This is a genomic window from uncultured Hymenobacter sp., from assembly GCF_964243305.1.
GTDB lineage: Bacteria > Bacteroidota > Bacteroidia > Cytophagales > Hymenobacteraceae > Hymenobacter.
Map to the genome: position 1 here is coordinate 19690 of NZ_CAXTEF010000022.1, position 21436 is coordinate 41125.

Here is a 21436-nt window from a genome sequence, read left to right on the forward strand (position 1 = left end):
CAGCGAAGTCGAAGCAGGACGTTCTGAATCTAACAAACATCCGTCGCCTGTGGACCACGTAAAGCTCTTTCTCGACACCAGCTTGGCGTGCAGCAAGCTCATTACCAGCCGCTACAGCACCTCGTTTACGCTCGGCATCCGCACGCTCGACCCCGCGCTGCACCTGCCCGTGTACGCCGTATATGGCTTCGTGCGCTGGGCCGATGAGATAGTCGATACGTTTCACGACCTCGACAAAGCAACCCTGCTGGCCGACTTTCAGCGGCAGACCTACGCGGCGCTCGACGCTGGTTTCAGCCTCAACCCGGTGCTGCACTCCTTCCAGGCCGTGGTGCGCGAGTATGGCATCGACCGCGAGTTTATCGCCGCCTTTTTGCGCAGCATGGAAATGGATTTGGAAGACCAGAGCTACCACGCCGACTTGTATGAGCAGTACATCTATGGCTCGGCCGAGGTGGTGGGGCTCATGTGCCTGCGCATCTTCTGCCAGCACGACGAGGCCTTGTTTGAGTGGCTGCGCGCGCCGGCCCGGCGCCTGGGCGCGGCGTTTCAGAAAGTGAATTTTCTGCGCGACCTGCGCTCTGATTATGAGGATAGGGGTAGGGTTTATTTTCCCGGCCTGCGCTACGAGTTGTTTGACGATGAAGCCAAGCGCGGGATTGAGGCTGACATTCGGGCTGATTTTGAGGCTGCCTACCTGGGCATTCAGCAGCTGCCGCGGCCGGCGCGGCTGGGCGTTTATCTGGCCTACGTTTATTACTTAAAGCTTTTCTACAAAATCCGGCAGCTGCCGGCGCAAGCCATTCTGGGGCAGCGGGTGCGCGTGCCGGACAATACCAAGCTGCTGCTGCTGCTGGGCTCGTACTTCCGCTACCGGCTGCGCGCCATCTGAGGACGCATCATTTGGCCGGAAAGTGGCGTTGAACCGGCCATAACCCGGCGTGTGTTGGGCTGGGTGTTCACCCTTTGCTGCCTTGTGCGATGATTACTTCCTTTTTTCAGCGGCGCCTGCTGCTTCTCTGGCTGGGATTGGCCCTGCCGGCGGCCAGCCAGGCTGGCCCCGCCCTGCGCTTGCCGGCGCGGCACTCTGCTCATTTTCCTACCCCTATGTCGCCTCTCGAACCCGCTACCCTGCGCCGCCACTACGAAGCCGCCGCCACCGACAAGGCTGCCGGCGAGAAATTCTACCAGCTGCTGGCCGACTACCAGGACAAGGATGCGCTGGTGCTGGCCTACAAAGGCGCCGCCCAGGCCATCCGCGCCCGCGATGCGGCCATGCTCCACAAGCTGGAGTACGTGAAGCAGGCGGCCCACACCTTCGAGCAGGCCGTAGCTCTGGATTCGGAGAACGCCGAAATCCGGTTTCTGCGCTTTTCGGTCGAAAGTAATCTGCCCGCTTTTCTGGGGCTGAGCAAGCACCTGGACGAGGACCGCACCCTGCTGTTGCGGTCGGCGCTGGCTTATCCCAACTCCGATCTTGATGCCGAGGCGTTTCGCACGGTGCGCAACTTTCTGGTGGTCCGCGGCCACGTGAGCGAGCAGGAAGCCCGGCAGTTAAGCAAGGCTAAAGCTTAACTGACTGCTAGTAAGGGGGTAGGGAATTCGGGCTGTCTTAAGACAAGGCGAGTCCTGGCCAGCGGAAAGTCAGGCCGGCACCGCAACCTTCGGCCAAGCGGACCGGTTATAACTCCCGTATGTCCCATTTGCACCTGAGCGTCCGCATTGATCCGAATTCCGGATTCTGCTTTGGCGTAATCTACGCCATTCAGATGGCCGAGGACCTGCTCGACGAGCAGGGCTACCTTCATTGTCTGGGCGATATTGTGCACAACGACGAAGAAGTGCAGCGCCTCGAAGCCCGCGGCCTGCGCATCATTGGCTACGATGAGCTGCGTGAGTTGCGCGACGAGGCCGTGCTCATTCGGGCCCACGGCGAGCCGCCGAGCACCTACGAAATGGCGATGCGCAACAACCTGACCTTAATTGATGCCTCGTGTCCGGTCGTGCTCAAGCTGCAAAACCGCATCAAGACCAGCTACGACAAGCAGGAGCGGATTTTCATCTACGGCAAGCACGGCCACGCCGAAGTGCTGGGGTTGCTGGGCCAGACCAGCGGCCGGGCCGTCGTATTCGAGAACCTGAGCGAGCTGCTCAGCCACGAGTTGCCGGCCAACATCACCCTCTACAGCCAGACCACTAAAAGCACCGACTCTTTCTACCGCATCAAAGGCGAGCTGGAGCAGCGCGGCTTCCAGGTGAACGCCAACGACACGATTTGCCGGCAGGTGAGCAACCGTGACAAGGACTTGCGGCGCTTTGCCGCGCAGTTCGACCAGATTGTGTTCGTTTCGGGCACGAAAAGCTCCAACGGCAAGGTGCTTTACCAGGTTTGCCAGGATACCAACCCGCAAACCCACTTCATCTCCAACGTCGAGCAGCTCGATGCCGGCTGGTTTAAGCCCGGCCAAAGCGTTGGCATCTGCGGTGCCACGAGCACCCCGATGTGGCTCATGGAGCAGGTACGCGAGGCCTTGGTCACGCTGTAACTCTACTGACTCATATGTCCGCTCCCATCGTTTCCCTACCCCCCCCCGCCCGCCGCGTCGCGCCGGCCCCGCTGGGCCACAAGGGAGTGCTGAGCGCGGGGCTGATTTTTGGGGCCTGGCTGGCGCTGCTCACCTTCCTGCTGGCCTTCTACCAGCCCAATTGGCAGTCGCCCGCGCCCTACCTGCTGGCCCTGGTGCAAGCGCACCTCTACACCGGCCTCTACATCACGGCCCACGACGCCATGCACGGCGTGGTCAGCCCCAATAAGCGCCTCAATAATGCCATCGGCACGGTGGCGGCGCTGCTCTTTGCTTATAACTGGTTTGCCAACCAGCTGCCCAAGCACCATGCCCACCACCGCCACGTCGGTACCCCGGACGACCCGGATTTTCACCCCGAAAACTACTCTGGCTTCCTGCCCTGGCTGGCCCGTTTTGCCTGGAACTACGTCACCTGGTGGCAGATAGCCCTGATGGCTCTGACGTATAACGTGCTCAAGCTGTACTTCCCGCAGACCAACGTCATCGCCTTCTGGATGCTGCCCGTGATAGGAGCCACGTTACAGCTGTTCTTCTTCGGCACCTACCTGCCCCACCGCGGCGAGCACGAGCCCACCAACCAGCACCGCTCGCACAGCCAGCTGCGGCACCACGCCTGGGCATTCCTGAGCTGCTACTTCTTCGGCTACCACTACGAGCACCACGACCAGCCCTATCTGCCCTGGTGGCGCCTGTGGCGCACGAAGCAGGGGTAGGGGCGGAAGCGCAGCCCCACGACCCGTCCGGGCAGCGCACAGCCTAATCCCTACCCCCCCCCCCCCACTTCTCAAGCCAACGGCCCGCCGACGAGCATTCGTCAGCGGGCCGTTGGTCGTTGCGGGCGGGTAAGAGCGGGCTTACTTGCCGTCGGCGTGCACCGCGTTGGTTTTCTTGCAGCACTCCGGCAGGCGGGTGTAGGCACGGGGCTCGGCGGGCTGGGCGTCGGCGTCGTAGCCGGTTTTCTGCACGGCGGTGCGCAGTGCCGCCAAGCTGGTTTTGTCGGGGCGGAAGGTCACGGTCAGCACTTGGCTGGGCACGTCGAGCGTGGCGCTTTGCACGCCTTTTTCGTAGGCCAGGCCCTTTTCGAGGCGGGCCTTGCACATGTCGCACACGGCCGAGGTCTTGAGCTGAGCTGTCTCAGCGGCCGGGCCCTTGGCTTTGGCAGCGGGCGCGGTTTGAGCCTGCGCCGTCAGGCCGGTAAGGGCGAGGAAAGCAGCGAGAATGGAGGGATGTAATTTCATAGGAAGTAGAGTTTCAAGAAAACCAGCAGATAAAAAGTCAACAAGAGCGACCAGCGAAAAGTCGCGGCCTCATCGCAAAATGCGCGCCGATAAGCAGCAGCGCTGGGCCGTCGGCTTCGTCGGGCAAGGGGGGGTAGGCAAGGGGAGCAGCGGCACTACTCCAGCCGGTAGCGCAGCCCGGCGTAGGTCAGGCGCCCATATACCGGACCCCATACCATCGCCGCGTCAAAGGCCGGCCCAAACGGCGCGGTGGCCCCTTCAATGGGGTTGCGCTGGCGGAAATTGGTCAGGTTTTCGACGCCCGCATACACGTCCAATCGCTTGAAGCCGCGGGTTACTTGCGTGTTGAGCAGGGCGTAGCGCGGGGCGTAGGACAAGGGCCGGTAGGCGCCGCCGTGCTGCTGATGGTCTTCGGCGGTGATGTGAGCCAGCGGGCGCTGCCCAAACCACTGCACTGTGGCGTCGGCCCGCCATTTATCGAAGCGCGTGGCGTAGGCCAGGTTGAGGAAGGCGCGGTTGCGGGGCGTGAGCGGCTTGGGCAGGCGCTGCCCGGCATAGTCGGTTCGCACGTCCTGGAGCTTGTAGGCGCCCTTCACCTGTAAGCCCTTCAGCAGCTCAACTTGCAGCTCAGCTTGCAGGCTGCGGGCAAAAGAGCGGCCACCCGGCGCCAGATTATCCAGGTAAAGCACGCCCGGCGCGCTGTACATATCAGCCACGAGCTGATTATCAAACTCGGTGTGGTAGTAGTCGGTGATGAACGTGGCCGGACGGCCCAGCAACGTAAAGTACTGCGTCACGGAGCCGCCCACATTCCAGGCTTTTTCAGGCCGCAAACCCGGACGGATATCCAATTCGCGGCTGCTCACCAGCATGGCTACGTTGTCGGCAATGGGGTTGGGCACCCGGAAGCCGCGGCCAGCGGCGGCGCGCAACACCGTGTTCTTGGCCGCGTCGAGCTTGACGTTCAGGCGCGGCGTGACTTGCAGGCCGAATAGGTTATGGTAGTCGGCGCGCAGGCCGGCCACCACGGTCAGGTTGCGCGAATTCTGGTACGTGTATTCGCCGAACACGCCCGGCACCAGCTCGCGGCGGTTGCGGTGCTCGCGGGCGTAGCGCTCGGCGGCGCTCTCAGTCGAGTAAAGCACGCCCGTCGCGTAAAATTCCCGGAAATCATCGGCCAGAAAGCTGGTCCCCAGCCGGTAGGTGTGGGCCGTGGAGCCGATGACGCTCTGAAACAACAGCGTGGCCTGCCCGGTGCGCTCGGTGCCGTTGTAGGTGCGCCGGCCGTAGGCGGAGGTGAAGTCATGGTTCGTGGCATTCACCAGCAGGCCCAGGCTCTGGAATGGCTTGGTGGGCCAGGTGTAGGACGTTTTGCTGAAGCCCGTGAGGCGGTTGGTCAGGCCCGTGGTGCCGTAAAATGGCCCGCTTTGCCCGCCGGCCTGACCTTCCCGGAACGCTACCTGCCCGCCCTGCCGGGTTTCGCGCAGCGCCCCGAAGCCAAACTCACTCACCAGGCCGGTACCGGACTTGTACTTCCACTTATTATAGGCATTGAGCTGCGTGGCGAGCGGCAAATCCAGGAAGCCGTCGGCGTTGCGGTCCGCGCGCCGGCCCAGGTGGTCGGAGTGGAGCAGCAGCAGCGTGCTCCACTTGGGGCTAAGCTGGGTGGCGGCGTTCAGGTTAAAGTCGGTTTTGCCTAAATCGTTGCCATACACATTGACGAGCAGCCGCTCGGCCAAATCCGGCTCTTTGAGGCGCACGTTCACCTGGCCCGAAATGGCTTCGTAGCCGTTCACGACCGAGCCCGTACCCTTGATTATCTCGATATTATCAATCCACGGCCCCGCCAGGTAGCCCAGGCGGTAGGGCGCCGCCAGCCCGCGCAAGGCCGGCTGATTATCGATAGTGAGCAGCGAATAAGCGCCATCGAGCCCCAGCAGCTGAATCTGCCGGGCGCCCGACACGGCGTCAGTCGTTGAAACCTCCACGGCCGCGTTGGTCTCGAAGCTTTCGGCCAAGTTGCAGCAGGCCGATTTGGTCAAATCGCGGCTGCTAATCATCTGGGCGTTGGCCGGCGTCAGGGCCGAGTAGGCCGGGCCGCGGGCCGTCACGGTGACTTCGCCCAGCGCCTGCCTAGCTTGCAGCCGAACGCGCAGGTAGGGCGCGCCGCCGGCCGGCACCAGCACCGTATCGGCCCGGTAGCCCAGGGCGCTGATAACGAGCCGGTCGGCGGCCAGCGCTGGCCGCGCTAGCGTGAAGCTGCCGCTGGCAGCTGTAATAGTAGAGGGTAGGGAGCCGGCTGGGCTATCAGCCGGCGCCAGCCAGCGCACCACGGCGCCGGGCACCGCCATCGGGGTGGCGGCTTCGGTTACTTCGCCGCGCACTGCGGCCGGCGCGGCCGACTGCGCCAGGGTGGGGAGCGCCAGCAGCGGGGCCGCCAGCGCAAACAGCAGCGGCCACGGGCCGCGCAAAAGTTTCATAAAATCAGTAGAATAGCGTTTTCTGAAAACATAAATTATGCCCGCGCCCCTTGCTGAGCGAAGCCCAGCGACGCGGAGATTCAGCAGAAAAAGCTAGACGACCAGTACGCCGATGCGCGCGAGCAGCGCGCGGCCTCCGGGCAGGGGAGGGGGGGTAGGGAAAGCCAGGGGCGCCGCGCGCGACGTCAAGGCCCCCGGCGATGACGCCCGCAAGCCAAACTCATCCGCCGAAGGCAGCAGCGCCAGCGGGCCAGGCGCGGCGGGTAGCAGCTTCGTGGCGCCCGCTTCCGGCGCCAGCGTGCTGAGCTGATGCAGCTCTAGGCTGTAGGCGTAGCAGTGGCCGGCCAGCGTAGCCGAGCCGCTATTGGCCTTGGAAGGCCCCGCTACGCCCCACGCAATGCGCGCCGTACTGCGCCCGCTGAGCCGGCACGTGCGCCGCTGCACCGGCAAGCCAATGCTGGCCGCCAGCACCAGCAGGGCCAGGCTCAGGCTGGTAAAACGATGGAGCAGGGGGTAGGGACGCATCGGAGTTGGAGCAGTTGCGGGAGCCACAAAGGTAGCTGCCGCAGTAGCGGTGGGTTATAGAAGAAACAGGCGCGGCAGGTACAAAATTCACGGCTGGCGTATGAGTTGAGAACCGAGTCTGCCGCTGGCCGGATGCTTCGGGAGGACCCGTCCTGACCTTCTCACGGAGCCATCACAGCACGTCTGAAATTAAGCTGACATTCTGACAAAATCAGCCTAGCAGACGCCGGCGCACGGCCCAGCTTGCCAGCAAAATGCGTTTTCTAGCTTGTTGAGCTAGTTTTTGGTATGTGGTAGAAAATGGTAAATCGTGGTTGCCTTTTCAGGGGCAATCCGTACTTTTGCCAGGCTCACCTACTTCGCGCCGCCCGGCAGCCTGCCATGTCCCTGCTTCTCTCCGGCGAATACGAATGCAAGCTTGACCCCAAGGGGCGGCTGGTGTTGCCGGCGAAGGTGAAGAGCAACCTGCCCGAAACGTCGGGCAATCAGCTAGTGCTGGTGCGCGGCTTCGAGCCTTGCCTGGTTTTGTACCCGCGGGCCGCCTGGCGCGTCATCCACGAGAAGGTGATGGCGCTGGACGAGTTCAATGAGGAGTACCGGCAGTTTCAGCGCAACTTTTTCCGGGGCATGACCGAGGTTGAACTGGATTCTATCAGCCGGTTTATGCTGCCGCGCACCATGCTGCGCTACGCCGGCATCGAGAAGGAAGCCATCATCGTGGGCCTGGGCAACCGCTGCGAAGTCTGGGACCCAGCCCGCTACGACGAGTTCCTGATTAAGGACCAGGCCAGCTTCTCGAAGCTGGCGCAGAAGTTCTTGAGCACCGAAATGCCGGCCGCCGGCGCCCCGGCATGAGCGAGAACTTCGACTTTCCTACCCCCCCCGGCGGCGCCGAAGCCCCTGATGCCTACGCCAACGATGCGGCCTATCACCGCCCGGTGATGCTGCGCGAGTGCCTGGAGGCCATGCAGTTGCAGCCCAACGGCCGCTACGTGGACGTAACCTTTGGCGGCGGCGGCCACTCGGCCCGCATTCTGGAAAAGCTCACCGACAGCCGCGGGCACCTCTACAGCTTCGACCAGGACGCCGCTGCCGAGCAGGAAGCCGCGAAGCTGGTTGGCCCGAACTTCACCTTCGTCCGCGCTAATTTCCGCGACCTGCACACCGAGCTGACCCGGCGCGAAGCCTTGCCCGTCGATGCGCTGCTGGCCGATTTGGGCGTATCGTCGCATCAGTTCGACACTGCCGAACGCGGCTTCTCGACCCGCTTCGACGGGCCGCTGGACATGCGCATGGACCCTGACGGCGACCTGACCGCCGCCACGATTCTGAACGAGTACAAGGAAGCCGACCTGCACCGCCTCTTCGGTATGTACGGCGAAGTGACCAACGCCCGCACCCTGGCCCAGACCGTGGCCGCCGCCCGCCGCGCCCGCTCGCTGCGCACGATTCAGGAGCTGAAAGACGCCATCCGGCCCTGCACACCGCGCGGTAAAGAGAATAAATACCTGGCGCAAGTCTTTCAGGCTCTGCGCATTGAGGTGAATCAGGAACTGATGGCCTTGCAGGAAATGCTAGCCCAAACCGCCGACGTGCTGCGGCCCGGCGGCCGCCTTGTCGTGCTCAGCTATCACTCACTGGAAGACCGCTTGGTAAAGAATTTTCTGGCCAAGGGCAAGTTTTTCGGTGACGCCGACAAGGACCTTTTCGGTCGCGAAAGCAAGCCCTTCGAGCCGCTGACCCGCAAGCCGGAAGAAGCCTCGGCGGAAGAAGTGGCCGTGAACAGCCGCGCCCGCAGCGCCAAGCTGCGGGTCGGAGTGAGAGCGGAATGAGGAATTAAGAATGAAAAATTGGTAGTTAAGCTAAGTAAGAAAGCATGAAAAACATTAAGAATAAGCAGTTTAGGTCTCCCCAAGTTAGCGCGTAGGCCCGCTAATCCTTCATTCCTCATTCTTAATTTCCCATTAAAGAAATGGCCGCTAACGTCTTCAAGCCTGCCCCTGAGATGCCGCGCCGCGCTAATGTGGCCCGGCCGGTAGCGCCCGTACCGGCGCCTACCCCCCCGCCCGCGCCGAGGCCGGTCGCCGTGGCCGAGCCTTTGGCAGAAGTAGAGCCGGAAGTTGCGGTTGCCGCGGAGGCGCCGGAAGCGCCCGAAACCCCACGCGCCGCGCCACGCCCGGCCCGGCCGCGCTCGACGTGGAGCATCTTCTCGCTGCTTGACCGGGTGACGAGCGTGGACGGCCTGTTCAGCCAGGGCCTGCCAGTGCGCTTCTTACCCCATCTGCTGTTCGTGATGCTGCTCACGCTGCTCTACATCGGCAACACGCACTACGGCAACCGCATGAGCCGCAACATCCAGAAGCTCAAGCAGGAAACCGAGGACCTGCGCGCCGACTACACGACCCTGAAATCGGACTACATGGAAGCTAGCAAGCAGAGTGAAGTCGCCCGCAAAGTGGCTGCCATCGGTCTCGTGGAAAGCTCCTCGCCGCCCTTTCGCATCGCCGTGCCCGCCGGCCGCCTCGATGAGGCCGAGCTGGAACTGATGCCGGTGCTCACGGCCGACACGCTGGCCGCCCGTGCCGCCCGCGACTCGGCCGCCGTGCACCGGGCCGATTCGCTGGCCGGCCGGCAGCGCCGGCAGCTGCTGAACCTGCCGCTGGACGACACGCCCGAAGCCGGGCCGCCGCCGCCCGGCCTGGATTCGCTGGCCGTGGCCAGCGGCGCAGGGGATGAAAATGCTGGTAGGGCGTCGGCTTCGGTCCGCAAGGCGGCGGGCCGGGCTAAGGTGAAAGCGGCCAAAACCTCTTCGGCGGCCGCCGGGCCCAGGGCGAAAATAGCCAAAGACAAAACCGGCAATAAAGCATCGGCTAAGGGCAAGCCAGGTGCTAAGAATGACAAGAGCAACAAAGCCGCTGCTGAAAAGACGGCTTCGGCGGCGAAAACGAAAATTAAGTCAGCCGGAAGTCACTAAAATAAGCTCAACAGTAAAATTTAGTACAAAACAGTATAAGGAAGCTCTAGTGGTAAATCATTGTGAATAAGCCGCTCAGCTGCCGCATCTGTAGTTCCTACCCCCTCTCCTAGCTCTTAAGCCCCTAGACCCAGATTATATGAAAGGCAGCGTCAAAAAATCCATCGTTACGCGGGTGCGGCTGGCGTTTCTGGGCGTGGCCTTATTTTCGGCGGCCATCTTCTGGAAGGCCAGCAAGATTCAGTTTCAGGAAGGCGCCAAGTGGCGCGCCTTGGAGCAGGAGCGGCGCATCAGCTACCAGCCGGTGTCGGCCACGCGGGGCAATATCTACTCGGATAACGAGAGTATTATGGCCACTTCGCTGCCCTTCTACCGCGTGGCCTGGGACCCTGGCGTGGTAGACGATGAATTGTTCAAGGCGGGCGTGGATTCACTGGCCTGGCACCTGTCGCACTTCTTCAACGACCGCAGCGTGCAGGACTACCGGCGCCGGCTCGTGAATGCGCACAACTCGCGCGACCCGCAGGTGCGCTACCTGCGGCTGAACTCGCGGCAAATTAATTTTCAGGAGAAAAAGCAGCTGGCGAACTGGCCCATCTTCCGGGCCAGGCGCGGGCGCGGCGGGGCCATTTTCGAGAAAGTGGACAAGCGCTTCAAGCCCTTCGGCGGGCTGGCGCAGCGCACCATTGGCTTCGTGAACGAGGACCAGAACGGCGCCGGGTTGGAGGTGACCTTCAACAAGGACCTACGCGGCAAGGACGGCGAGGCGCTGTTTGAGCGGGTACCGGGCGGCGTGAAGCCCATCTTCGACGGCACCGAAACCAAGCCGCAGGCCGGCTATGATATTAAAACCACGCTCGACATCAACTTGCAGGATGTGGCCGAGGACGCGCTTTATAAGTCGCTGGTGAGCAACAATGCGCAATACGGCTGCGTGATTCTGATGGAAGTGGCGACCGGCGAAATCAAGGCCGTGGCCAACCTGGGCAAATCCGGCGAGGGTGTGTATAAGGAAGACTATAACTACGCGTTTGCCGACCAGGGCCGCACCGAGCCGGGCTCGACGTTTAAGCTGGCCTCGATGATGGCCTTGTTTGAGGCGCGGCCCGATTTGACGCTTGATGACATTGTGGACACCGGCAACGGACGTATGTTGATAGGCGGGGCCGTCAAATCAGACACGCACGGCAATGGGCGCATTACGTTGCAGCAGGTATTTGAGAAGTCGAGCAACATTGGCGTGGCCAAGCTCGTGGACAAGTATTTCAGCGGCAACCCCAGCGAGTATACCGACTATCTCAAAAAATTTGGCTTAGACAAGCCGCTGGGCTTTCAGATGGCGGGCGAAGCCCGGCCCTACGTGAAAGACCCGACCGATAAGAGTTGGAGCCGCACTTCGCTCACGACCATGAGCATTGGCTACGAGATGAAGCTGGCGCCGCTGCAAACGCTGGCTTTCTACAATGCCGTGGCCAACGGCGGCGTGAAGGTGCAGCCGCTCATCGTGAAAGAAATCAAGCAGGCCGACCAGGTGCTGATGCGCCACGAGCCGAAAGTATTGAACCCCAAAATCTGCTCCGACGCGACGCTGAGCAAGGTGAAGTCGATGATGGAAGGCGTGGTGCTGGTCGGCACCGCCCGCAGCATTCGGCCCAAAGACTACGGCATCGCCGGTAAGACCGGGACGGCCTGGAAGTTTAAGAATGGGCGATATACCAAGACGTATTCGACCAGCTTCTGCGGCTATTTCCCGGCCGACCGGCCCAAATACAGCTGCATTGTGGTGATTGACTCGCCGAGCAAGGGCAACTGGTCGGGCGCGGAAGTGTCGGCGCCGGTGTTCCGCGAAGTGGCCGACAAGTGCATGGCTCGCGACCAGGCCAGCCAGCGCCCGCTGCTGGCCCGGGTGCCGCCGCGCAAAACGCCCGTGCCGCTGGTGCGCGCCGGCTTGCAGGACGAAATTGCGCTTGTGTGTCAGAAAATGGGCCTCGCCGGCCAGACCAAAGCCACGGGCGGGGAAGAGTGGGTGCGCGCCGCCTTTAATACCGAAACCGACACCGCCTTCCGCGCCCGCACCGTGGCCCTGGTGCCCAACGCCACCGCCGCCCGCCCCGGCCGGATGCCCGATGTGCGCGGCCTGACGTTGCGCGACGCGCTGTTTTTGCTCGAGAATCGCGGCTTGAAAGTGCGCAGCGCCGGCACCGGCCGCGTGCGCGAGCAGTCGGTGCCGGCCGGCGAGGCGGTGCAGCGCGGCGGGGTAGTGGCCTTGGCCTTGCAGCCCACCGCAACCGTGGCAGCTGCGCCCGTGGCCCTGGCCGCGCCGCAGCACATTGAAGTGGCGGAGAATGCGCTTTTGACCGTGCCGGACCCAGAGCCGATGGGTAAGAAAATCGCGGCAGCAACGGCCAAAACGGGCACTAAAGCCAAACCCGCCCGAACTTCGCCCCCGGTCAAGGCCAAGCCGGAACCAGCTAGCAAGCCCAAAACAACGGCTAAAGCCGTGGCAAAAGTGGCGGCTGCGACCACGAAAAGTAAGAAAGCCGGGCAGTCCAAGCCCGCTGATAAGCCAGCCACGTCACCCAAAAAACCAGCCGACAAAAAAGCCCCTGATTCCAAAGCGCCAACCCGCCGCGCCTGAGAGAATCCCATTTTCCTACCCCCTCCCTACGCGACGAAGGGGTAGGGAAAAAAGCGTTTCGCCCGAGTAACCAACCTGCCGTTCCCCAGCTCCCCGCCCGACTTTGCCCGCCCCCGAATCCCTACCCCTCTTCGCGCTCCTGACGGACGTGGCCGTGCTTCAGCAGCCCGGCCGGCCCGACGTGCCCGTGACCAGCCTCACGCTCGACTCGCGGGCGGCGGGGCCGGGCGCGGCGTTTTTTGCCCTGCGTGGCGCCAGCGTGGATGGGCACGACTTTATTGAGAAAGCTGTGGGTCAGGGTGCCGAAGTCGTGGTGTGCGAGACGCTGCCGCCGGCGCTAAATCCGGCCGTAACTTACGTGCAGGTAGCCGACAGCGCCGCCGCGCTCGGCCACGTGGCGGCGGCGTTTTATGGCCATCCGAGCCGGCAGCTGACCTTGCTGGGCGTGACGGGCACCAACGGCAAAACGACCTGCGCCACGCTGCTGCACCGGCTCTTGCGCGAGCTGGGCTACCACTGCGGCCTGCTCAGCACGGTGCAGAATCAGATTGACGAGCAGGTCATCCCCAGCACCCACACCACGCCCGATGCCATCCGCCTCAATGCGCTATTGGCTGACATGGTGAAGGCTGGTTGCACCCACGCCTGCATGGAAGTCAGCTCCCACGCCGTGGCCCAGCACCGCATCACGGGTTTACGCTTCGCGGGCGGCGTTTTCACGAATCTGACCCACGACCACCTCGACTACCACGGCACGTTCGATGCGTATCTGAAAGCCAAAAAAGGCTTTTTCGATGCCTTGCCCAAAACCGCCTTTGCCCTCACCAACGCCGACGACAAGCGCGGCGCGGTGATGCTGCAAAACACCGCCGCCCGCCGCGAAACCTACTCGCTGCGCTCCTCGGCCACGTTCCGGGCCCGGCTGATTGAGAACGATGTGCAAGGTTTGCTCTTGGAAATCGAGGGGCGCGAGGTGCAGTTCCGGCTCATCGGCGTCTTCAATGCCTACAACCTGCTGGCCGTGTATGGCGCGGCCGTGCTGCTGGGCGAAGAGCCGCTGGAAGTGCTGACCATCCTGTCAGGGCTGCAAACTGCCCCCGGCCGCTTCGAGCCGGTCGTGTCGGGCGGGGGGAGTAGGGAATTTATCACCGGCATCGTGGACTACGCCCACACGCCCGACGCGCTGGAAAACGTGCTCCAGACCATCCGCCAGATTCGGCGGCCCGAGCAGCGCCTCATCACCGTCGTGGGCTGCGGCGGCAACCGCGACGCGGCCAAGCGTCCCGAAATGGCCCGCCTAGCCTGCCAGCTTTCCGACGAAGTGATTCTCACCTCCGATAATCCCCGCTTCGAAGAACCGGCCGACATTCTGCGCCAAATGCAAGCTGGTGTGCCCGTCGCCGACGCCGGCCGGGTGCGGGTGCTCGAAGACCGCCGCGCCGCCATTGAGGCGGCCGTCGCGGCGGCGGCGCCGGGCGACATCGTGCTGGTCGCGGGCAAAGGCCACGAAACCTACCAGGAAGTGCGCGGCGTGAAGGCGCCGTTCGATGATAAGGCGGTGCTGAAAGAAGTTTTTTTGAAATTGAGTAAATAGAAAATAGAGGCAAAAAGAACGTCATGCTTATCTGGCGTCCGCCTAAGCGAAGCATCTCTACCGCTGACTAATCAGGAGTAAACAACGATGGAATTACTACCCTTGGCAAGATGCTTCGCTTAGGCGGACACCAGATAAGCATGACGTTCTTTCCGTGTTCTCGTCCAGCACCTGACAATACCCCGAATGCTCTACTACCTCTTCCGCTACCTGCATGAACACTTTCACCTGCCGGGTACGGGCGTGTTCCAATTCATCTCGTTCCGGGCCGCGCTGGCCGTGGTTTTCTCGCTGCTCATTGCCCAGACTTTCGGCGCCAAGCTCATCCGCATTTTGCAGCGCAAGCAGGTCGGCGAGAGCATCCGCGACCTGGGCTTGCAGGGGCAGATGGAGAAGAAAGGCACGCCCACGATGGGCGGCCTGATTATCCTGCTCGCCATCCTGGTGCCGGTGCTGCTGCTGGCCCGGCTGCGTAACATCTACATCATCCTCATGCTGCTGAGCACGGTTTGGCTGGGGCTGATTGGCTTCCTGGATGACTACATCAAGGTCTTCCAGAAGAATAAGGAAGGACTGAGCGGGCGCTTCAAGATTTTGGGGCAGGTCGGGCTGGGCGTGACGGTGGGCTGGGTCTTGTTTTTCTCAAATGAAGTCACTGTCCGCCAATACCTTTTGCCCGATGGCAGCCTCTCAGCCGTCGATGCGAGCAAGGTGTACCAGGACGTGAAGCTGATGATTACGACCGTGCCGTTTCTGAAAAACAACGAGCTGAATTACGGCGACCTGTTCGCCACGGCGGGCACGTTTTTCAATGGCCTCTACGCCTTTCTCTACATCCCGATTGTCATCCTCATCGTCACGGCCGTCAGCAACGGCGCCAACCTCACCGACGGCCTCGACGGGCTGGCGGCGGGCACTTCGGCCATCATCGGCACGACGCTGGCTGTGTTTGCCTTCGTGTCGGGCAACGCCTTTCTGGCCGATTACCTGGACGTAATGTTCATCCCGGATTCGGGCGAGCTGGTGATTTTCTGCACCGCGTTCGTGGGCGCCTGCGTGGGCTTTCTCTGGTATAATTCTTACCCCGCCCAGGTTTTTATGGGCGACACGGGCTCGCTGGCGCTGGGCGGCATCATCGCGGTGCTGGCGCTCATCGTGCGCAAGGAATTGCTCATTCCGGTGCTCTGCGGCGTGTTTCTGATTGAGAGTCTGTCGGTGATGGTGCAGGTCAGCTGGTTTAAGTACACCCGTCGCAAGTACGGCGAGGGGCGCCGGCTGCTGCGCATGTCGCCGCTGCACCATCACTACCAGAAGCTGGGCTACCACGAATCCAAGATTGTGTCGCGGTTCTGGATTGTCGGCATCGCGCTGGCCGTCTTGACTTTGGTTACCTTGAAAACGCGCTAATGAAGCTGTAGGGTGCGGGGCTCGCCCCCGCCCGCCGCCTGCGCCGCCGTCACAACATCGCTCACACGGCGGGCGGGGGCAAGCCCCGCACCCTACATCATCAATGAACAAGCTATGAACCTCGTCATTCTCGGAGCTGCTGAAAGTGGGGTAGGGGCCGCGCTGCTCGCGCAGGCGCAGGGCCACGCCGTGTTTGTCTCGGACCGCGGCGCCATCAAGCCCGAGTACCGCCAGAAGCTCACCCAGGCCGGCATTGCGTTCGAGGAAAACCAGCACTCGCCCGAGAAAATCCTGGCGGCCGATGAGGTCATCAAAAGCCCGGGCATCTCCGAAAAAGCTGAGATAATTCAGGCGCTGCGGACCCAGAACACGCCCATCATTTCGGAGATTGAGTTTGCCGGCCGCTACACCAGCGCCAAGTGCATCTGCATCACCGGCACCAATGGCAAGACCACGACTACACTGCTCACCTATCATTTGCTGAAGGAAGCGGGCCTGCGCGTGGGCCTGGCCGGCAACGTGGGCTACTCGCTGGCCGAGCAAATTATCAAAGACGAACACGACTACTACGTGGTCGAACTCAGCTCCTTCCAGCTCGACGATATGCCCGACTTCCGGCCCTGGGTCGCGGTGCTGCTCAACATCACGCCCGACCACTTAGACCGCTACAACTATAGCCTGGAGGAGTACGCCCGGGCCAAGCTGCGCATCGCCCGCAACCTGGATTCGGCAAATGCCTTCATCTACAACGCCGACGACGAGGTGACCGGCCGCTACCTGCAAACCGCCTTTATGACGGCGCGCCTGCTGCCCTTCGCCCAATACGAGCGCCCCGACGCCCCGCTGGCCGCCTACTACGCCGGGGCAGAGGCGCTGCACTCCACGCTCACGCCCGGCTTCTCGGATATTCACGATGAGCAGGACCTCGACATCAGCGCCTCCCCGCTCATCGGCCAGCACAACCGCCAGAACCTGGCCGCCGCTGTGCTCTGCGCCCGCCTGGCCGGCCTCGATGCTGCCCAAATTCAGGCTGGCCTGGCCACTTTCCAAAACGCCGACCATCGCCTGCAACTCGTGGGCGAAATCAACGGCGTCCGCTTCCTCAACGACAGCAAGGCCACGAACGTGGAAGCCGCCTGGTACGCCCTGGATGGGGTAGGGGCGCCCATCGTCTGGATTGCCGGCGGCACCGACAAGGGTAATGATTACACTTCGCTCGTGCCGCTGGCCCATCGCAAAGTCAAGGCCCTCATCTGCCTCGGCGTGGACAATGAAAAGCTCAAGGCGGCCTTCACCGCCGCCGTGCCGCACCTGGAAGAAACCCACGACGTGTCCGAAGCCGTGCGCCGCGGCCTGGCCCTGGCCGCGCCCGGCGATACGGTGCTGCTCTCGCCCGCCTGCGCGTCGTTTGACTTGTTTAAAAACTACGAAGACCGCGGCCGGCAGTTCGCGGCGGCAGTTTCTATGTTGATGAAAAATGAAAATTAGTTTTATATCAATTTTGGAAATGGAAGCGCTTCAAGATTTTCGGCAACAATACGGCGACCTGCACGATGCAATGATTTGGTCTATCTGTTATCGATATTCAAGAAGCAACTATAAGCGTGTTTTAGAGATGGAGGTTGAGTGTCACCAAATAGAAGGGGATGGTCCTTACCCGTGGCAAAGTATCAAGTTATATTTCGTAGGAGTAAATGAGTTTATGTTCTTTGAAAAGTTAAATACTACTAATCAAATCATTTTTGCAGCAAATTACCTATTCCAAGACGGCTGTTACTATTTTGATTTTGACTATGCGACAGAGGATGTTCTAAATGTCACACAAATGCGTGAAACGTCAACTTTTCATCTCACATGCAAAGAGTTTGCATTTGAAGTAATAAATACAATCAGCTGAAACAGTAGACTATTATGGAACACGTTAAAAACTGGCTGCAACGCAACCTCAAAGGCGACCCGATTTTGTGGGCCATTGTCATTCTGTTTTCGCTCATCAGCATTGCCGTGGTGTATTCGGCCACCGGCACGCTGGCCTACAAGAAGATGAACGGCAACACCGAGGCCTTTCTCTTCAAGCACACCAGCCTGATTCTGCTCGGGTTGGGCTTCATGTGGCTGGCGCACCGCATCGACTACCGCTACTATTCGCGGCTGTCGCTCTACGCGCTGCTGCTGAGCGTGCCGCTGCTCTTGTTCACGTTTTTCATGGGCGGCACCACGCTCAACGAGGCCTCGCGCTGGCTCACCATCCCGATTATCAACCAAACCTTCCAGCCCTCGGATTTGGCCAAGTTGGCGCTGATTACGCACCTGGCGAGTATGCTCAGCCGGCGCCAGCAGCACCTGCACGACTTTAAATCAACCCTGCTGCCGGTGATGCTCTGGGTCGGCGTCATCTGCGGGCTCATTATTCTGAGTAATGCGTCCACGGCGCTGCTCTTGTTTGCCACGTGCATGTTGCTCATGTTCATTGGCCGCGTGCCGCTCAAGCAGATGGCCGTGATGGTCATTATCGGCGTGGTGCTGGGCGGCGCGGGGCTGGCCGCCGGGCAGCGCCTGGGCACCGTGATGTCGCGCGTGAGCAGCTTCTCCGACCCGACCAAGAAGACGCCCTTTCAGCTCGAACACTCCTACATCGCCATCGCCACGGGCGGCATCGCCGGCAAGGGTCCCGGCAAAAGCACCGAGCGCAACATCCTGCCGCACCCGTATTCTGACTTCATCTTCGCCATCATCATCGAAGAATACGGCCTGATTGGCGCCGCCGTCATCCTATTTCTGTACTTGGCTTTCCTATATCGAGGGCTGAAAACGGTGATGAACAGCTCCGGCGCGTTCGGCGGACTGCTCTCGGCGGGCCTGTGCTTTTCGCTGGTCTTGCAGGCGCTGGTAAATATGGGCGTGGCCGTGGGCCTGGGCCCCATCACAGGCCTGCCGCTGCCGCTGCTGAGCATGGGCGGCACTTCGCTCATCTTCACGGGCATCAGCATCGGCATCATCCTGGCCGTGAGCCGCGGCGAGCGCGAAGTGCGCCCGATGACCGGTGAGCCCGAGGATACGGCGCGTATTCCGAGTAAGCGGGCGGCTTATAATTAAGGGTCAGATGCCGTAAATAAGGCGGTCATGCAGAGCGCAACGAAGTGGAGCGAAGCATCTCGCGGGCAGCAGTAATCAGCTTCTGCAACGATTGAATTACTACCCCGAGCGAGATGCTTCGCTCCACTTCGTTGCGCTCTGCATGACGTTCTAGTGTTCGACGTTCTGAAAATCAACTAAATGCCCATTCCTACCCCCCTGCGCATCATCATCTCCGGCGGCGGCACGGGCGGGCACATCTTCCCGGCCGTGGCCATTGCCAACGAGCTGCGCCGCCGCTACCCCGACGCCGACATCCTGTTCGTGGGCGCCAACGGCCGCATGGAGATGACCCGCGTGCCGGAAGCCGGCTACGAAATTGTGGGCCTGGACATCAGCGGCTTGCAGCGGCGCCTGACGCCAGAAAACCTGCTGTTTCCGTTGCGCGTGCTGCGCGCTGTGCGCAAGGCCGGCCAGTTGATTGAGCAGTTCCGGCCCGACGCGGTGGTAGGGGTAGGCGGCTACGCCTCGGCGCCGGTGCTGCTGGCCGCCACCTCGCGCCGCATTCCCAGCCTGATTCAGGAGCAAAATTCCTACGCCGGCTTGGTTAATAAACTATTAGCGAAGCGAGTTAATAAAATCTGCGTGGCCTACGAGGGCATGGCGAAGTTCTTTCCCGCCGATAAGCTTGTGCTCACCGGCAACCCCGTGCGCACCGAAATTGCCCGCGCCGACCGCGCCGAAGCCCAACGCTTCTTCGGCCTCGACCCGGCCCGCAAAACGCTGCTGGTCGTTGGTGGCAGCCTCGGCGCGCGCACCCTGAACCAAGCCACGGCTGCCGCCCTACCCCGCCTGCGCGAGGCCGGCGTGCAGCTGCTCTGGCAAACCGGCAAACTCTACTACCCGCTGGCCCAGGAGCAAGCGGCCGGCTTTGCCGCCGATAATTTACAAGCCCTGGAATTCATTCAGCGTATGGATTTGGCCTACGCCGCCGCCGATGTCGTCATCAGCCGGGCTGGTGCCTTATCGGTGTCGGAGCTGTGCCTGACCGGCAAGCCCGCCGTGCTAGTGCCCTCGCCCAACGTGGCCGAAGACCACCAAACCAAAAACGCGCTGGCCCTGGTCAGCAAAGGCGCCGCCGTGCTCATCACCGACGAGCACGCCCCGCAGCGCCTCTACGACGAAGCGTTGCGCCTGCTGGCGGATGAGCCGCGCCAGCAGCAGCTCAGCCAAAGAATCCGTGAGTTGGCCAAGCTCGAAGCCACCGCCGCCATCGTGGATGAGCTTTTGAAATTGATTAAGAAATGAGCAGAAAGACCGTCATGCTGAGCGTAGCGCAGCGGAGTGAAGCATCTCGCGTGCAGCACTAATCCAAATGACTGAACAATGATTGATTTACTTCCCCTGACGAGATGCTTCGACTTCGCTGCGCTACGCTCAGCATGACGGTCTTCAAATCAACTACCCGAATCTAACTTGAAACCCTTCCGCTACATCTACTTCCTCGGCATCGGCGGCATCGGCATGTCGGCCCTGGCGCGCTGGTTTCAGGCCAGCGGGCAGCAGGTGAGCGGCTACGACAAAACCCCTACCCCCCTCACCGACGCCCTACAGGCCGAAGGCATCGTCGTGCACTTCGAGGACCAGGGTGCGGCCAGCCTGCCCGAAGAAGTACGCCAGCATAAAGCCCAGACGCTGGTTGTGCTCACGCCCGCCATCCCGGCGGACCACCAGGAATGGGCCTGGCTGGTGCAGCAGGGCTACGACATTCGCAAGCGCAGCCAGGTGCTGGGCGTGCTTACCCAGGGCCAGCCGACCATCGCCGTGGCCGGCACCCACGGCAAAACCACGACCAGCAGCATGGTCGCCCACCTGCTGCACCACGCGGGCGTGCCGTGCGCGGCGTTTCTGGGCGGCATCGCGGTCAATCTGGGCTCGAATCTGCTCCTACCCCCCGTGCCGCAGCCGGGCCAGCCGACGCCGCTCATCGTGGTCGAGGCCGACGAGTACGACCGCAGCTTCCTGACATTGCACCCCACCATCGCTATCGTCACGAGCACCGACGCCGACCACCTCGACATCTACGGCGACCAAGCCGCGCTGATTGAGTCGTTCCGGCAGTTCGTAAGCCAGATTCAGCCAGGGGGTACCTTGCTTCTCAATCACATCGCCGACGCCAGCGTGGCGGCCGCCGCGCCGGCCGGCGTGCGCGTGCTGCGCTACGGCTTGAGCGCCGAGCAAGGCCCGGATTTGTACGCCGACAACATCACCACCCAGGGCCACCGCTTTCACTTCGACTTGCACGGCTCCGCCGGCGCGGTGCCCAATTTAGAGCTGGCCGTGCCTGGCTACCACAACGTGGAAAATATGCTGGCCGCCGCGGCCGCCTCACAGCTGGCGGGGGGGGTAGAGAATGCGCAGCTTGCCGCTGCCGTGGCCGCCTACCGCGGCGTGAAGCGGCGCTTCGAGTTCATCGTGACCAGCCCGGATAAGGTGTACGTGGACGATTACGCCCATCATCCGCGCGAAATCGAAGCCTTTCTGCGTTCGTTGCGCGCCTTGTATCCCGGCAAAAAGCTGCGCGTCATTTTCCAGCCGCACCTCTTCACGCGCACCCGCGACTTCGCGCCGGGCTTCGCTGAAAGCCTGAGCCTAGCCGATGAAGTGGTGCTGCTCGACATCTACCCGGCCCGCGAAAAGCCGCTACCCGGCGTCACGTCAGCCATCATTCTAAACCAAATCACGGCGCCCCAAAAGTCCTTGCAAACCAAAGCCGAAGTGCTCGAAGCCGCCGCTCACGATGCCGACTACGACGTGCTGGCTACCGTCGGCGCCGGCGATATCGACACGTTGGTGCCGGAGCTGCGCGCCTTGCTCACCGCCCGCTGGCGACAGAACACGCTTTTATGACTTAAAA

18 protein-coding genes are annotated in these 21436 nt (G+C 62.0%); 15 read left to right on the plus strand and 3 right to left on the minus strand.

Annotated features, from left to right (window positions below; all coding sequences use genetic code 11):
* Positions 1–49: 49 nt before the first annotated feature.
* The 4 genes from ACFE70_RS13130 (at position 50) to ACFE70_RS13145 (ending at position 3301) form a co-directional block, all read left to right on the plus strand.
* Positions 50–892 (plus strand): phytoene/squalene synthase family protein, encoded by an 843-nt coding sequence (locus ACFE70_RS13130; protein WP_375418210.1) that lies wholly within the window; start codon positions 50–52, stop codon positions 890–892.
* A gap of 89 nt (positions 893–981) precedes the next feature.
* Positions 982–1575: a hypothetical protein gene (locus ACFE70_RS13135; RefSeq protein ID WP_375418211.1), complete on the plus strand. Its 594-nt coding sequence runs from the start codon at positions 982–984 to the stop codon at positions 1573–1575.
* 119 nt (positions 1576–1694) lie between these two features.
* Positions 1695–2546 carry a 4-hydroxy-3-methylbut-2-enyl diphosphate reductase gene (locus ACFE70_RS13140; RefSeq protein WP_375418212.1) on the plus strand — a complete coding sequence of 284 codons (852 nt, stop codon included), beginning with the start codon at positions 1695–1697 and terminating at the stop codon, positions 2544–2546.
* Positions 2547–2560: 14 nt separating this feature from the next.
* Entirely contained in the window at positions 2561–3301 is a 741-nt protein-coding gene (locus ACFE70_RS13145; RefSeq protein ID WP_375418213.1) for a fatty acid desaturase, read from the plus strand.
* A 141-nt stretch (positions 3302–3442) separates the two neighbouring features.
* Here ACFE70_RS13145 and ACFE70_RS13150 read toward each other — a convergent pair whose 3' ends face one another.
* From ACFE70_RS13150 to ACFE70_RS13160, 3 genes are all read right to left on the minus strand, one after another.
* Positions 3443–3826 (minus strand): heavy-metal-associated domain-containing protein, encoded by a 384-nt coding sequence (locus ACFE70_RS13150; protein ID WP_375418214.1) that lies wholly within the window; start codon positions 3824–3826, stop codon positions 3443–3445.
* 155 nt (positions 3827–3981) lie between these two features.
* On the minus strand, positions 3982–6306 hold the full coding sequence (locus ACFE70_RS13155) for a TonB-dependent receptor domain-containing protein (protein WP_375418215.1): 2325 nt from the start codon (positions 6304–6306) through the stop codon (positions 3982–3984).
* 93 nt (positions 6307–6399) lie between these two features.
* Positions 6400–6831, minus strand: a complete 432-nt coding sequence (locus tag ACFE70_RS13160) for a hypothetical protein (protein ID WP_375418216.1) — start codon at positions 6829–6831, stop codon at positions 6400–6402.
* A gap of 381 nt (positions 6832–7212) precedes the next feature.
* Between ACFE70_RS13160 and mraZ the strand changes: the two genes are divergently transcribed.
* The 11 genes from mraZ to murC all read left to right on the plus strand — a co-directional run bounded on the left by mraZ (position 7213) and on the right by murC (position 21429).
* Positions 7213–7686, plus strand: coding sequence for a division/cell wall cluster transcriptional repressor MraZ (mraZ, locus tag ACFE70_RS13165; RefSeq protein ID WP_375418217.1), 474 nt, complete (start codon positions 7213–7215; stop codon positions 7684–7686).
* The gene (gene rsmH, locus ACFE70_RS13170; RefSeq protein ID WP_375418218.1) at positions 7683–8663 is read left to right on the plus strand and encodes a 16S rRNA (cytosine(1402)-N(4))-methyltransferase RsmH; all 981 of its coding nucleotides are present in this window, start codon (positions 7683–7685) and stop codon (positions 8661–8663) included. Before mraZ ends, rsmH begins: the two co-directional genes overlap by 4 nt.
* 140 nt (positions 8664–8803) lie before the next feature.
* The gene (locus tag ACFE70_RS13175; protein ID WP_375418219.1) at positions 8804–9805 is read left to right on the plus strand and encodes an FtsL-like putative cell division protein; all 1002 of its coding nucleotides are present in this window, start codon (positions 8804–8806) and stop codon (positions 9803–9805) included.
* 139 nt (positions 9806–9944) lie between these two features.
* The gene (locus ACFE70_RS13180; RefSeq protein WP_375418220.1) at positions 9945–12443 is read left to right on the plus strand and encodes a penicillin-binding transpeptidase domain-containing protein; all 2499 of its coding nucleotides are present in this window, start codon (positions 9945–9947) and stop codon (positions 12441–12443) included.
* A gap of 103 nt (positions 12444–12546) precedes the next feature.
* Positions 12547–14037 carry a UDP-N-acetylmuramoyl-L-alanyl-D-glutamate--2,6-diaminopimelate ligase gene (locus tag ACFE70_RS13185; RefSeq protein ID WP_375418221.1) on the plus strand — a complete coding sequence of 497 codons (1491 nt, stop codon included), beginning with the start codon at positions 12547–12549 and terminating at the stop codon, positions 14035–14037.
* A 186-nt stretch (positions 14038–14223) separates the two neighbouring features.
* The gene (mraY, locus tag ACFE70_RS13190) at positions 14224–15444 is read left to right on the plus strand and encodes a phospho-N-acetylmuramoyl-pentapeptide-transferase (RefSeq protein ID WP_375418222.1); all 1221 of its coding nucleotides are present in this window, start codon (positions 14224–14226) and stop codon (positions 15442–15444) included.
* A 114-nt stretch (positions 15445–15558) separates the two neighbouring features.
* On the plus strand, positions 15559–16932 hold the full coding sequence (gene murD, locus ACFE70_RS13195; protein ID WP_375418223.1) for a UDP-N-acetylmuramoyl-L-alanine--D-glutamate ligase: 1374 nt from the start codon (positions 15559–15561) through the stop codon (positions 16930–16932).
* Between the two features lie 19 nt (positions 16933–16951).
* Positions 16952–17341 carry a hypothetical protein gene (locus tag ACFE70_RS13200; protein ID WP_375418224.1) on the plus strand — a complete coding sequence of 130 codons (390 nt, stop codon included), beginning with the start codon at positions 16952–16954 and terminating at the stop codon, positions 17339–17341.
* Positions 17342–17355: 14 nt separating this feature from the next.
* Entirely contained in the window at positions 17356–18540 is a 1185-nt protein-coding gene (locus tag ACFE70_RS13205; protein ID WP_375418225.1) for an FtsW/RodA/SpoVE family cell cycle protein, read from the plus strand.
* Between the two features lie 180 nt (positions 18541–18720).
* On the plus strand, positions 18721–19827 hold the full coding sequence (gene murG, locus ACFE70_RS13210) for an undecaprenyldiphospho-muramoylpentapeptide beta-N-acetylglucosaminyltransferase (protein WP_375418226.1): 1107 nt from the start codon (positions 18721–18723) through the stop codon (positions 19825–19827).
* 168 nt (positions 19828–19995) lie between these two features.
* The gene (gene murC, locus ACFE70_RS13215; RefSeq protein ID WP_375418227.1) at positions 19996–21429 is read left to right on the plus strand and encodes a UDP-N-acetylmuramate--L-alanine ligase; all 1434 of its coding nucleotides are present in this window, start codon (positions 19996–19998) and stop codon (positions 21427–21429) included.
* The last annotated feature ends 7 nt before the right edge of the window (positions 21430–21436 follow it).